Source organism: Enterobacter sp. BNK-29 (assembly GCF_048684785.1).
In the GTDB taxonomy this organism is placed as follows: domain Bacteria; phylum Pseudomonadota; class Gammaproteobacteria; order Enterobacterales; family Enterobacteriaceae; genus Enterobacter; species Enterobacter cloacae_M.
Window position 1 is genome coordinate 1,231,983 of sequence record NZ_JBLQTU010000001.1, and the last position, 13,275, is coordinate 1,245,257.

The 13,275-nt window shown below is 53.9% G+C and carries 11 protein-coding genes, 1 tRNA gene and 1 pseudogene; 6 read left to right on the forward strand and 7 right to left on the reverse strand.

Annotated elements, in window-relative coordinates; genetic code table 11:
* Positions 1-119 precede the first annotated feature (119 nt).
* From ACMGGX_RS05725 to ACMGGX_RS05745, 5 genes are all read left to right on the forward strand, one after another.
* Complete coding sequence (locus tag ACMGGX_RS05725; RefSeq protein WP_420298155.1) at positions 120-1,760, forward strand: ATP-binding protein; 1,641 nt, start codon at positions 120-122, stop codon at positions 1,758-1,760.
* On the forward strand, positions 1,744-2,439 hold the full coding sequence (locus tag ACMGGX_RS05730; protein WP_420298156.1) for a response regulator: 696 nt from the start codon (positions 1,744-1,746) through the stop codon (positions 2,437-2,439). Before ACMGGX_RS05725 ends, ACMGGX_RS05730 begins: the two co-directional genes overlap by 17 nt.
* Positions 2,440-2,607: 168 nt before the next feature.
* Positions 2,608-3,696: an ABC transporter substrate-binding protein gene (locus tag ACMGGX_RS05735; protein WP_023309072.1), complete on the forward strand. Its 1,089-nt coding sequence runs from the start codon at positions 2,608-2,610 to the stop codon at positions 3,694-3,696.
* Between the two features lie 80 nt (positions 3,697-3,776).
* Positions 3,777-5,546, forward strand: coding sequence for an iron ABC transporter permease (locus ACMGGX_RS05740; RefSeq protein ID WP_348561810.1), 1,770 nt, complete (start codon positions 3,777-3,779; stop codon positions 5,544-5,546).
* The gene (locus ACMGGX_RS05745) at positions 5,539-6,609 is read left to right on the forward strand and encodes an ABC transporter ATP-binding protein (RefSeq protein WP_023333294.1); all 1,071 of its coding nucleotides are present in this window, start codon (positions 5,539-5,541) and stop codon (positions 6,607-6,609) included. Before ACMGGX_RS05740 ends, ACMGGX_RS05745 begins: the two co-directional genes overlap by 8 nt.
* Before the next feature lie 416 nt (positions 6,610-7,025).
* Here ACMGGX_RS05745 and ACMGGX_RS05750 read toward each other — a convergent pair.
* The 5 genes and pseudogenes from ACMGGX_RS05750 to actS all read right to left on the reverse strand — a co-directional run.
* Positions 7,026-7,464 (reverse strand): annotated as a pseudogene (locus ACMGGX_RS05750) (Rpn family recombination-promoting nuclease/putative transposase); the annotation flags it as partial.
* 79 nt (positions 7,465-7,543) lie between these two features.
* Positions 7,544-8,503 (reverse strand): hypothetical protein, encoded by a 960-nt coding sequence (locus ACMGGX_RS05755; RefSeq protein WP_348561809.1) that lies wholly within the window; start codon positions 8,501-8,503, stop codon positions 7,544-7,546.
* Positions 8,500-8,655, reverse strand: a complete 156-nt coding sequence (locus ACMGGX_RS05760) for an Hha/YmoA family nucleoid-associated regulatory protein (protein ID WP_420298157.1) — start codon at positions 8,653-8,655, stop codon at positions 8,500-8,502. The genes ACMGGX_RS05755 and ACMGGX_RS05760 overlap by 4 nt, the downstream gene beginning before the upstream one ends.
* A gap of 292 nt (positions 8,656-8,947) precedes the next feature.
* Positions 8,948-9,021: transfer RNA gene (locus ACMGGX_RS05765), tRNA-Gly, on the reverse strand.
* Positions 9,022-9,101: 80 nt separating this feature from the next.
* Entirely contained in the window at positions 9,102-9,845 is a 744-nt protein-coding gene (gene actS / locus ACMGGX_RS05770) for an amidase activator ActS (protein WP_058840909.1), read from the reverse strand.
* Positions 9,846-10,008: 163 nt separating this feature from the next.
* Between actS and idi the strand changes: the two genes are divergently transcribed.
* A complete protein-coding gene (gene idi / locus ACMGGX_RS05775) occupies positions 10,009-10,551 on the forward strand; it encodes an isopentenyl-diphosphate Delta-isomerase (RefSeq protein ID WP_023309093.1) in 543 nt (180 codons plus the stop codon).
* A 38-nt stretch (positions 10,552-10,589) separates the two neighbouring features.
* Here the strand turns inward: idi and lysS are convergent, their stop codons facing one another.
* Together lysS and prfB are read right to left on the reverse strand one after the other, a co-directional pair.
* Positions 10,590-12,107, reverse strand: a complete 1,518-nt coding sequence (lysS, locus tag ACMGGX_RS05780) for a lysine--tRNA ligase (RefSeq protein WP_023309094.1) — start codon at positions 12,105-12,107, stop codon at positions 10,590-10,592.
* A gap of 9 nt (positions 12,108-12,116) precedes the next feature.
* Positions 12,117-13,215, reverse strand: a protein-coding gene (prfB, locus tag ACMGGX_RS05785) for a peptide chain release factor 2 (protein ID WP_096151315.1) whose coding sequence is annotated in 2 segments (ribosomal slippage) — positions 12,117-13,139 and positions 13,141-13,215 — 1,098 coding nt in all. Because the reading frame shifts where the segments join, the coding sequence is not laid out codon by codon here.
* Between the last annotated feature and the right edge of the window lie 60 nt (positions 13,216-13,275).

Below are 13,275 nucleotides of genomic sequence, written 5' to 3' on the forward strand. Positions count from 1 at the left end.
ATGGCTATAACGCCGAAAACGAAAAGCCAGGTCACAACTCTTTTCTCGCCAGATTGCGTCCGCTATTGGCCCATGTCAGGCTCGGCAAATGTCACTTTTACATAACTTCCGCAGGTTGAATGAAACGCAGACTCTCTTTTCAGGTAAAGCTGTTTTTAGCGCTGGTGTGCTTCTCCTGCCTGCTTTTAGTTCTGCTGGGAACAATCCTGTTCCATTTTATTGACCGACAGCTCCATCACGATCTCGGCCAGCGCGCCCGGGTTCAGGCCAGCCAGATCGCGCTGATGCCGGGTCTGGCGGCAATGGTAGCGGCCAGAGATATTCCGGGAATAGCCCGGTTAATTCAGCCGCTGCGCGCCCAAAGCGATGCCAGCTACATTGTGATTGGCGATACCGAGGAACAGCACCTTTATCATTCGGAATCCCCGGAGCGTATTAATTTACCGATGATCGGCGGCGATAATGCCGAGGTGTTAAAGGGCAAAACCATTATTTCCGTGCGTCAGGGCGGAATTGGCGTGTCGCTACGCAGCAAAGCGCCCATCTTCAACGCGCAGCATCAGGTGATTGGCATTGTCTCGGTCGGCTATCTGACGTCATATATTGCCAATATTAACGCCCGCATTCTCTGGCAGTCCGGGCTGTACGGCGCAGCGCTTCTGCTGCTGCTGTTTATTTTCTCCTGGCTGTTTACCCGCAATTTGAAAAAACAGATGTTCCGGCTGGAGCCGAAAGATATCGCTCAGCTGGTTTTGCAGCAGCGCGCGCTATTAGAAGCCATGTACGAAGGCGTATTTGCCGTTAATGGCGAGAAGCAGCTGATTTTAATTAACCGCGCGGCACGCGAAATGCTGGATATTCGGCAAAATGAGAAAGAACTTATCGGTAAACCGCTGGAAGACATTCTGCAGACGGCGCCGGGCTTTTTATCCCAGCGCTACGCCTCGGTGAGCAGCGGGAGCCACGACCAGATTGCGGTGCTGAACCAGCGCGAGGTGATCGTCAACCGGGTAGCCATTGAGGTCGAACCGGGCGTTGAAAGCGGTTGGGTATACAGCTTTCGCGACAAAAACGACATTAACACCCTCAGCAGCCAGCTCAGTCAGATCAAACGCTATGCGGATAACCTGCGCATTATGCGCCACGAACAGCTGAACTGGACCGCCACTCTCGTCGGGTTACTGCAGATGAAACACTATGACGAGGCCATCCGTTACATTCAGGTGCAGTCAGAGGGCGCGCAGCGCGTGCTGGACTTTGTCTCAGCCCATTTTGTCTCCCCGGCGCTGTGCGGGCTGCTGCTCGGAAAATACGTCAGCGCGCGCGAAAAAGGCATCGAGCTGCTGTTTGACCCCGCCTGCCAGCTCACCCGCATGCCTGCCGCGCTGAGTGAAACGGAGCTGATGTCCATTATTGGTAACCTGCTGGACAACGCCGTAGAGGCGACACTCAACGCCCCGGTTCACGCGCCGGTAGAACTCTACATTTCTGACCGTAACCAGGAGCTGCTGATCGAGGTGGCCGACCGGGGCTGCGGGGTGGACGATGCGATGAAGCCGCACATTTTCCGCCAGGGATTCAGCAGCAAGCCGGACAGCGAAAACGACATTGTGGGTACCGAGCACGGTATTGGCCTGTTCCTGGTGGCAGGATATATCGACAAGGCCGGCGGCAGTATTGAGATTGCCGACAACACGCCGCAGGGCACTATTTTTTCTGTGTTTATTCCGAATGGGCAACAGCATGACCCGACCACTTGACGTTGTGATAGTTGAAGATGAGCCGCACCTGGCGGAGCTGCATCGCGAGTATATCGAGAAGAATTTCCATTTGCGCGTGGTGGGCATCGCCGCGTCGATTGAGCAGGCATGCAGCCTGATTCGTCAGCATCAACCTCGGCTTATCCTGCTGGACAACTATCTCCCGGACGGTAAAGGCGTGGAGCTCATCGATAATCCGCTGCTGAAAAGCTACGAATGCTCGGTGATTTTCATCACCGCCGCCAGCGATATGCAGACCTGCAGCCACGCCATGCGCAGCGGCGCGTTTGACTACCTGATTAAGCCCGTCTTTTTCCAGCGCCTGCACGCCTCGCTGGAGCGGTTTATGCGTTTCATCCACACCGTGCAGCAGGTGAAGGTGGTCGACCAGCATGCGCTGGATCGCCTGTTTAATCTGCCCGCCGCGGAAGCCTCCATTACGCCGTCGACGAAGGGCATTGAACCCCAAACGCTGGAACGGATTAAACGCCTGTTCGCCGAGCATCCCGACGATGCGATGTCGGTTGAAGAGGTGGTGGAAAACGTGGGGATCAGCAAAACCACGGGGCGTCGCTACCTTGAATACTGCGTGGAGAGCGGGTTAATCAGCATCGAAATGCTGTATGGCAATATTGGTCATCCGCGAAGGTTATACCGCAAAGCGCCCGATAAACCGTAATCCAGAACCGTTCACAAGCTAACGTTCGCGGATTTTATGGTGTTAATTGCTGAAACGACGGCGACAATCACACTTCGGAATCATTGCCCGCTTCACCCTCTTGTGGGTGGAGCCCGATACGCTATGTTGACAATTAGTTCCTCAAATGTAACTAAAAGGTTAACTATAATGTCGAACACGTTCCGAATTTCTCTGCTTACCGCTACTGTACTGTTCTCTGCTTCTGCACTCTCTGCCCTGCCGCAGGGCTATCCTGCTGAGTATCAAAAAGTTGTTGATGCCGCAACGAAAGAGGGCAAGGTTGTTATTTACTCCACCACCGACATCAAGGCCGCCGGACCGCTGATCCAGGGCTTCGAAAAAACCTACCCGGGCATTAAAGTCGAATACAACGACATGAACAGCACCGAGCTGTACAACCGTTTCATCAGCGAACAGGCCTCCGGCGGCGTGAGCGGCGATGTGGTCTGGAGCTCCTCAATGGACACCGGCCTGAAGCTCGCCACCGACTACGCTATGGAGTATAAATCGCCGGAGCAAAGCCAGCTGCCGAAATGGGCGGTCTGGAAAGATAAGGCTTACGGCACCACCTATGAGCCGGTGGTCTTTATCTACAACAAGCGCCTCATCCCGGCCGGCGACGTGCCGGATTCTCACGCCGCGCTGGCGAAGCTGATTGCCAGCCAGACGGACAAATTCAAGGGCAAAGTCACCACCTACGACATCGAAAAATCGGGCCTGGGCTTTATGCTCTCGGTTCAGGATCACAACGCCGATCCTAATTACTTCAAAACCCTGGCCGACGTCGCCAAAGGTGGCTTATCGGTGCAGTCGTCTACCGGCACCATGATGGAGCGCGTCTCCTCCGGTGAAAACCTGATCGGCTTCAACATCCTCGGTTCCTACGCGGAAGCGCGTGCGAAGAACGATCCGTCGCTCGGCATCTCCTATCCAAAAGATTACACCCTGGTGCTGTCGCGCGTGTCGTTCATCAGCCAGCAATCGCAAAACAGCAACGCCGCGAAGCTGTGGCTGGACTATGTGCTGTCTGAACAAGGGCAAAACATTCTGGCCAATCAGGCGGATATTCCCTCCATTCGTAACGATATCGAAGGGAAAAATGATATCGACGGCCTGACCAAAATCCTCGGCAACGCGCTGAAGCCAATTCCGGTTGATGAAACGCTGCTGGAATATCTGCAGCCTAAAAAACGCCTGGAGTACATCAAAGAGTGGCGTACCGCCGCCGGTAAATAAGCGTCTGAGCGCGGCGCAGGCCGCCGCGCTCCCTTATCGACTGAGTTCGTTTTTCTGGGCTGCAACACCAGGGATACCCCATGAATACATTACGCAGAAAGTGGCAAAGCCTGCCGCGAGGCATCGTCGTGCTGATAACCGCCCTGGTTATCTACACCCCGCTGTCGTTTATCGTGATCCAGAGCTTCCTGTCCGCCCCGTTCTTTTCGCCGTCAAAAGAGTGGAGCTTTGAATCATTTGAGTTTATTTTCACCGACCCTGATTTTTATAAGGCCCTGAAAAGCGGCTTTATTCTTGCTTTCGGGCTGGTCTTTATCTCCATTCCGCTGGGCGGCGTGCTGGCCTTTCTGATGGTGCGTACCGACCTGCCCGGCCGCCGGCTGATTGAGCCGCTTATCCTGGTCCCGATTTTCGTTTCACCGATGGTGCTGGGCTTCGGCTACGTGGTGGCTGCCGGTCCGGTGGGCTTTCTCTCCCAGTGGGCTCAGGCGCTGATTGGCTTTGTGCCGTGGAATATCTACGACATGTCGAGCATTGTGGTCATCGCCGGCCTGACGCACGTCCCGCACGCCTATCTGTATATCTCGTCAGCGCTGCGCAGCGTGGGCTCCGATGTGGAAGAAGCCGCGCGCACCGCGGGCGCGTCACCCTGGCAGGTGATGACCTCCGTCAGCCTGCCGATGGTGCGCCCGTCCATTCTGTACGCCACCGTGCTGCTGTTCTTCCTGGGGCTGGAAGTGTTCGGCCTGATGCTGGTCCTCGGCGACCCGGAAGGCAACATGGTGCTGGCGACCTATCTCTATAAGCTGACAAACAAGATGGGCACCCCATCCTATAACCTGATGGCGGCGGTTGCCGTGGTGCTTATCTGTATCACCATCCCGCTGGTGATGCTCCAGCGTCGCCTGATGCGCACCGCCAACCGCTTCGTCACTATGAAGGGTAAGGCTTCGCAGGCCCGCGCGCTGCCGCTGGGTAAATGGCGCTGGGTGGCTGGCGGAGTGATTGCCTTCTGGCTCACCGTCACCATCGGCGTTCCGCTGCTCGGCGTGGTATTGCGCGCGTTTATCTCCAACTGGGGCGTGGGCGTTTCGCTGTGGGACGAGCTTTCTCTGAACACCTTCCGCACCATCTGGGCGCAGCCCAACCTGCTGCGCGCCATCGTCAACTCCATGGCGATTGGCGTCATTGGCGGCGCGCTGGCCGTGGTGTGCTACCTGTTTGTCGGCATTGCCATGCACCGCAAGCCGGACAACACCACGCGTTTCCTGGACTACAGCGTGCTGGTGCCGCGCGCCGTGCCTGGCCTGCTGGCGGGTCTGGCGTTCCTGTGGGTGTTCCTGTTCCTGCCGATGTGGCTGGATAACTCGCTGAAATCCGGCTGGCTTTCCGGGTTCGCCTGGAACGACTGGATGCGTGAAAACGTCATCGTCTGGCTGCGTTCGCTGCGCAGCACCATTTTCAGCGTCTGGCTGGCCTATACCGTGGTGTGGATGGCTTACGGGCTGAGGCTGATCTCTTCCACGCTGCTGCAGGTGGGGCCGGAGCTTGAAGAAGCGGCGCGCAGCACCGGAGCGACGCGCGGGCAGATCACCCGCCACGTCACCATTCCGCTCTCCCGCTACGGTCTTATCGGTTCGTGGCTGCTGATGTTCCTGATCTTTGAGCGCGAATATTCAACGGGTGTGTACCTGCTTTCACCCGGCACGGAGACCATCGGCTCGATGCTGGTTTCCCTCTGGGCCGCGGGTGCCATCGATATCGTGGCGGCGCTCTCTTTCATTAACATCCTGCTGGTCGTGGTAGGTCTGGGCATTGCCCTTCGTTTCGGAGTGAAAATACATGATTGAATTAGCGGTTGACGATCTGCACTTAACCTACGGCGACAATCCTGTTTTAAAAGGTGTCTCCATGAACCTGAAGCGCGGCGAAGTGGTCTCCCTGTTAGGCCCCTCCGGCAGCGGTAAAACCACCCTGCTGCGCGCCGTCGCGGGTCTGGAAAAACCGACGCAGGGGTCGATTGTCATTGGCAATAATAAAGTTTACGACGGCACGCCGCGCAGCGAGGTCCCGGCGGAAGAGCGTAACCTTGGGCTGGTATTCCAGTCCTATGCCCTGTGGCCGCACAAGACCGTGTTTGAGAACGTGGCCTATCCGCTCAAGCTGCGCAAAGTCCCGGCCAAAGAGATCCAGCAGCGCGTGCAGGACGTGCTGGACCAGCTGGGTCTGGGCCATCTGGGCAAACGTCACCCGCACCAGCTCTCCGGCGGGCAGCAGCAGCGCGTGGCGATTGGCCGGGCGCTGGTCTACAACCCGCCGGTGATTTTGCTGGACGAACCGCTCTCTAACCTCGACGCCAAGCTGCGCGAAGAGGCCCGCGTGTTCCTGCGCGAGCTGATTATCAAGCTCGGGCTATCCGCGCTGATGGTGACGCACGACCAGAATGAAGCTATGTCCATATCCGACCGCATCCTGCTGCTCAACAACGGCAAAATTGAGCAACAGGGCACGCCGCAGGAGATGTACGGCTCGCCGAAGACGCTGTTTACCGCCGAGTTTATGGGCAGCAACAACCGCCTGCACGGCAAGGTCACCGAAGTGCGCGACGGCAAAGCGCGTATTGAAGGGAAAGGCTGGGTGCTGTGGGGCCAGGCCGGTGAAGGGGTGCAGAGCGGTGAAGAAGCCACGGCGGTGATCCGCGTCGAGCGCGTGGCGGTGGTCGAGGGGCCAGGGGAAAATCAGCTTGAGCTGCCGCTGCTCACCAGCATGTACCTCGGTGACCGCTGGGAGTACCTGTTCCGCACGGTGGGGGATGATTTTGTGATCCGCGCGTATGGACATGAGGTTCGGGATCCGCAGCACTGCCATCTTTCGCTGCCTGAGAAGCATGTTTGGGTGTTCCCGAAAGGGTGAATGTGAGGGGAAAAGGCTGCGGGATGCGGCCTTTTTAAATCTGACATGCTGAGTGTACTTAAATAAATTTTACTTATATATCAATATATTGGATAATTAATCTATCATAAGATAATGTCTTTGTTGTGTCGTGACTGCAAAAGCAGAGATATCACCCACTAACGATATAAGCACAAAAGTTATGAACAGAACTGCTCATGAAGTTCAGACCCGTTAGCTTGAAAGCCAGGAACCTGAGTAGCGTACCGGTAATGTTGGGCAGAGGAGCATCAGCCTGCAGCAAGCCAGCAAAACCATCACCAGCAGGTGATGAAGCTGTTTAATCGCTGTGGGTGGCAGGCAGAGCCTGAATCTGGTGTATCCCTGCCACACCAGTATTTGCTAATGGCCGGATAGGGTGTGCCAGGAAAGGGGGATTAGTGGCGGATCTGTGCCAGGTCCTCTTCGGTTAAACCGGTCATTTTAATGACAGTGTTGCGGTCAATGCCATTCTGCAGCATGGTACGGGCTACTTCGAGTTTGCCTTTTTCAATGCCACGTTGTTCTCCTAACGGGCTCCCCTGCTGGATAACCTTTTCAACGCCTTTCTGTTCGAACTGTTGTGCGATGGTCATAGGTGCGTCTCCGTGTTGCGGCACACGCTCTGCCAGTTCGCGTCCAAAGGCTTTGGCGTCAGCTGTTTCGCCTTCCTGCACTATATAGTTTACCAGCGAAATTACCTGCGTTGACGATAGATATCCGGCCAGCAAAATGGGCGCCAACCGATCAACCAGTTCAGCCAGGTCCCGCTGATCAATATGTTTCTGCTGTAAGGTTAGGGGCAGTCATACTGCGATGACCGACGATTTCATCATCCAAACCGACCCCTTAGACAGTTGGGCTTCTAGAAAATCGTAAGTCTACCCACTCAACCGACTCACTGAAATGCAACCTATCAGTTTCTGGAGACGCCATGCTGATTTAACAGGAGTTCAGCTACTTTTTCATGATCAACGGAAGGATAATTTACAACAAAGTCTTCTCCAGAATTCATAATTTGAATGAAGAACTTCAATTTTATTGAGGTCCTGTCGAATTCTTCACCAAGCGCTGAATACAGAACCTCAAATAAAACAAACGGCCAATCAGAAAGCGTGTAGACATATTTATCTTTTACTTCCTGATTAACGCCGCCGTAATTTATTTTTCCGTCGGAAACAAAAATAGCCCAAGAGGCTCCAGACTCCGAAAGAGTATTACTGAAATCTGCATTACGGCCAAAACCTGACATCATCGGGACCGATGAAAAGTGTCTCTGTGAGAGCTGGTGAGTGAATTCATTTCTTTTTGTATATAAATACTCCTTCTGGAGTTTTAATACCTTAGCATCATCATCAATTGGAATACGGCAATAACTTATATTTTTATCTTTATTTTCAGGTTTCCTTGCATCGGGATCTTCTTTTGCAACATCAACTGTAGACAACAAATGGTTTCTAGCATTTTCGGGAAGCAGATCAATTCCGGAATAAAAGGCAATTGTTGCTCCGTGATGCCTATTATAATAATTAAACAGCCCTAAAGCATGAGCAACATAATCACTGTTTTCAGAATCAAGCCCTTCCGCCGCTGCTCTTCTTTCATCAATAAGTACAGAATCGTTACTTGTTAGCCATTTCATAAAGGGAACGTGCGGTTGTGACTGTCCCAGAAGGTCAAAACAAGTCAGGAGGAGGTAAACCACCAGGGCTTCTCTTTCATGCCGCATATGAAAGAAAGGGTCATCAGAATCACTGTCTGGATTGCTGAAGTTATAGCCTTCAAGACCAGGTAATACGTCAGCTTCTTCAAGTAGTTGTTGTGCAAGAATTAGTCTTGCCTTTATTAACTTCGACTTCTCATTAGGTATTATCACACATATCTCCATGCATCTTTAGAAACTTTATCGAAAATACTGCTTAGGACAATTTCGGCCTTTCTGTGATCGGCTGCTGCCAGGACAATCTGAAAAAAATTGTCAGGTAACTTAGTTTCCATATGCTCAATATCTCTTTCCAGATTATCCACGTTACTAATTTATCCAAACGGTCTTACATAATCCATCTTTAATTTCAAGATTTCGCATAAATAAGTCAGCTTGGTATACCTATACACAATCATAAGGGCACTATTTGTGCCCTTAACATTTCAATCTTTTAAAGGATTACCGAGCGACTTTATATACACCTGACCAAATCTTTATGTAATTATTATGTTAAACATCAATAAATCGAGGAATATTTCAGAGAGGTTTAACAATCTGTAACCGCTGATTTATCGAGTAAAAATTGAATCTGGAGGACTTCAGAAGTGTTGATACTGGAGCGGGCGAAGGGAATCGAACCCTCGTATAGAGCTTGGGAAGCTCTCGTTCTACCATTGAACTACGCCCGCTTTGAGGTGCGTAAGGCATTATAGACCTTACGCACCTTCATACAAGCCTCTTCACAACTAACCGGCGATTAAATAATCACTTAGCACTTCGGTTTGCTGCCGGGCGCAGGCAGATAACGCTGCGGATCGATGGCCGTCGCCTTATAGCGAATCTGGAAATGCAGCTTCACCGCGTCCGTGCCGGTGCTGCCCATGGTGGCAATCTTCTGCCCGGCTTTAACGTTCTGCCCGTTGTTGACCAGCATCGTATCGTTATGCGCATAGGCCGTGATGTAGTCTTCGCCATGCTTAATCATGATCAGGTTACCGTATCCGCGCAGCTGGTTACCCACGTAAACCACCTTCCCTGCTCCGGAGGCATAAACCGGCGTACCGCGTGCAGCCGCGATATCAATACCTTTGTTACCCCCCTCAGACAGGGAGTAAGGCAGCACCACTTTACCGCTGGCCGGCCAGACCCAGCAGCGTTGACCGACCGGCGGCCAGGACGACTGCGGCACCGCGTAAGACGGCGTCACTTTGGCGGTTTTGCCTTTCGAAGAGGATTTTTTGCCCGAGGACGATCCGCCGCTAACCTTCAGCTGCTGCCCCACCTCGATGGTGTAGGGCGGAGAGAGGTTATTCAGCCGCGCCAGATCCTTCACGCTGGTTCCCGTTGCGCGCGAAATCCGGTACAGGGTATCCCCGCGCTTAACGGTATAGACCGAACCGGAATAGCTGCCCATATCCGAAGATTTGCTCCCTGAACAGCCCGCCAGCAATAGCGTCAGCGTCAGGCAAAAAATGGCGGTGATGGGGTTTCTCGTCAGGCTTCCTGCAAACAAAACAGATCCTCGGTCAGCGTGAATGGCGCACTATGATAACAGCCAAAACGAATATGGGTCATGCCCTTTTCCGCTCTACGCGCCAAACCGTTCGTATAAGAATGCAGTATAATGATCCGGCTGATGGTGCTGAACCACTCGGCATTTTGGCACTGGAGCATCAATGAGTATTCAAGAACACGTTATTTTGGTAAACGACCAGGGAATGGTGATTGGCACTCAGGAAAAATATGCCGCGCACACCTTACATACCCCGCTGCATCTGGCTTTCTCCTCCTGGCTTTTTAACGCAAACGGCGAATGTCTGATCACCCGGCGCGCCTTAAGCAAAAAAGCCTGGCCCGGCGTCTGGACCAACTCCGTCTGCGGCCACCCGCAGTCCGGCGAAGAGACGATACAGGCGATAATTCGCCGCTGCCGCTTTGAAGTGGGCGCTGAGCTAACCGATATCACCGCCGTCGCCCCGGAATTTCGCTATCGGGAAACCGACCCGTCCGGGATCGTGGAAAACGAAATTTGCCCGGTATTCGCTGCCCGCATCACCAATGACGTGACGATAAACGAAGATGAAGTGATGGACTATCAGTGGGTTGAGCTGGACGCGTTATTCCGCGCGCTGGACGCGACGCCCTGGGCCTTTAGCCCGTGGATGGTCATGGAAGCGACGACCGCCCGCGAAAAACTCAAAGCCTTCGCGGCGCAATAAAAAAGCCCCTTTCGGGGCTTTTTTTACATCTTAACGGCTTATTTCACCGGGCGCATGGCCGGGAACAGGATCACGTCGCGGATGGTGTGGCTGTTGGTGAACAGCATCACCATACGGTCGATACCAATCCCCAGGCCCGCCGTTGGCGGCAGACCGTGCTCCAGCGCGGTCACGTAGTCTTCGTCGAAGAACATCGCTTCGTCGTCGCCTGCCGCTTTCGCATCTACCTGGTCCTGGAAGCGCTGAGCCTGGTCTTCTGCATCGTTCAGCTCGCTAAAGCCGTTGCCGATTTCGCGGCCGCCGATGAAGAATTCAAAGCGATCGGTGATTTCCGGGTTCTCGTCATTACGACGCGCCAGCGGAGAGACTTCAGCCGGGTATTCGGTGATGAAGGTCGGCTGAATCAGATGCGCTTCGGCCACTTCTTCGAAGATCTCGGTCACGATACGGCCCAGACCCCAGCTCTTCTCAACCTTGATACCGATGCTTTCGGCGATGGCTTTCGCAGAATCGAAGTTATCCAGGTCCGCCATGTTGGTTTCCGGACGGTATTTCTTGATCGCTTCGCGCATGGTCAGTTTTTCGAACGGCTTGCCGAAGTCGAAGACTTCTTCACCGTATGGAACCTGCGTGGTGCCCAGAATGTCCTGCGCCAGGGTGCGGAACAGGGATTCGGTCAGCTCGATCAGATCTTTGTAATCCGCATACGCCATATAGAGTTCCATCATGGTGAACTCTGGGTTATGACGAACGGAGATACCTTCGTTACGGAAGTTACGGTTGATTTCGAACACGCGGTCGAAACCACCGACCACCAGACGCTTCAGGTACAGTTCCGGCGCGATACGCAGGTACATGTCCAGGTCCAGGGCGTTGTGATGGGTGATGAACGGACGCGCAGACGCGCCGCCAGGGATCACCTGCATCATTGGGGTTTCCACTTCCATAAAGTCGCGGTTCACCATGAACTGGCGGATACCGGCCATGATCTGGGAGCGAATTTTGAAGGTCTTACGGGATTCATCGTTAGAGATGAGATCCAGGTAGCGCTGACGATAGCGCGCTTCCTGATCCTGCAGGCCGTGGAATTTGTCCGGCAGCGGGCGCAGGGCTTTGGTCAGCAGACGCAGTTCGGTGCAGTGGATAGACAGTTCACCGGTTTTGGTTTTGAACAGTTTACCTTTCGCGCCCAGGATATCGCCCAGGTCCCACTTTTTGAACTGCTCGTTGTAGATGCCTTCCGGCAGGTCGTCACGGGAAACGTACAACTGAATACGGCCGCCCACGTCCTGCAAGGTCACGAAGGAAGCTTTACCCATGATACGACGGGTCATCATGCGGCCTGCGACGGCCACTTCAACGTTCAGCGCTTCCAGCTCTTCGTTCTCTTTAGCGTCGAAGTCAGCGTGCAGTTGGTCTGAGGTATGGTCACGACGAAAATCGTTCGGGAACGGCACGCCCTGCTCGCGCAGCGCTGCCAGCTTCTCGCGGCGGGTTTTCAGTTCGTTGTTAAGATCGACTACCGCGTCAGCGCCCTGTGCTTGTTGTTCAGACATGTTGGTTCCTCATAACCCTGCTTTCAAACTTGCTTCGATAAATTGGTCCAGGCTGCCGTCCAGCACCGCCTGCGTGTTGCGGGTTTCAACCCCGGTACGCAGGTCTTTGATGCGGGAGTCATCAAGGACGTAAGAACGGATCTGGCTGCCCCAACCGATGTCGGACTTGTTGTCTTCCATCGCCTGTTTCTCAGCATTTTTCTTCTGCATCTCCAGCTCATAAAGCTTCGCTTTCATCTGCTTCATGGCCTGGTCTTTGTTCTTATGCTGGGAACGGTCGTTCTGGCACTGTGTTACCAGCCCGGTTGGAATGTGGGTAATACGTACCGCTGATTCCGTACGGTTAACGTGCTGACCACCCGCGCCGGATGCGCGATAAACGTCGATACGCAGGTCCGCCGGGTTAATTTCGATATCAATATCCTCATCAACTTCCGGATAAACAAACGCGGAGCTGAAGGAGGTATGACGACGGCCACCGGAGTCGAACGGGCTCTTACGCACCAGGCGGTGAACGCCGGTTTCGGTACGCAGCCAGCCGTAGGCGTAATCGCCAATGATCTTGATGGTGACGGATTTCAGACCCGCAACTTCACCTTCAGACTCTTCGATAATTTCGGTTTTGAAGCCGCGCGCTTCTGCCCAGCGCAGGTACATACGCGTCAGCATGCTGGCCCAGTCCTGCGCTTCGGTGCCGCCAGAACCAGCCTGAATATCGAGATAGCAGTCAGCGCTGTCGTATTCGCCGGAGAACATACGACGGAATTCCAGCTGCGCCAGCTTCTCTTCCAGCACGTCGAGTTCTGCCACGGCTTCGTTAAAGGTTTCTTCGTCGTCGGCTTCGACGGCCAGCTCCAGCAAACCGGAAACATCTTCCAGCCCCTGGGCCATTTGATCCAGCGTATCTACGATAGCTTCGAGAGAGGAACGCTCTTTACCCAGCGCCTGTGCGCGTTCAGGTTCGTTCCAGACGTCCGGCTGTTCCAGCTCGGCGTTTACTTCTTCAAGACGCTCTTTCTTGGCATCGTAGTCAAAGATACCCCCTAAGAACGTCAGAGCGCTCCGTGAGGTCCTGAATACGGTTTTTTACCGGATTAATTTCAAACATGGTCTGTTTTCTTTTATGGACTTGTCAAAATGCGGTGATAAGAGCGGGATTGTACCGAAT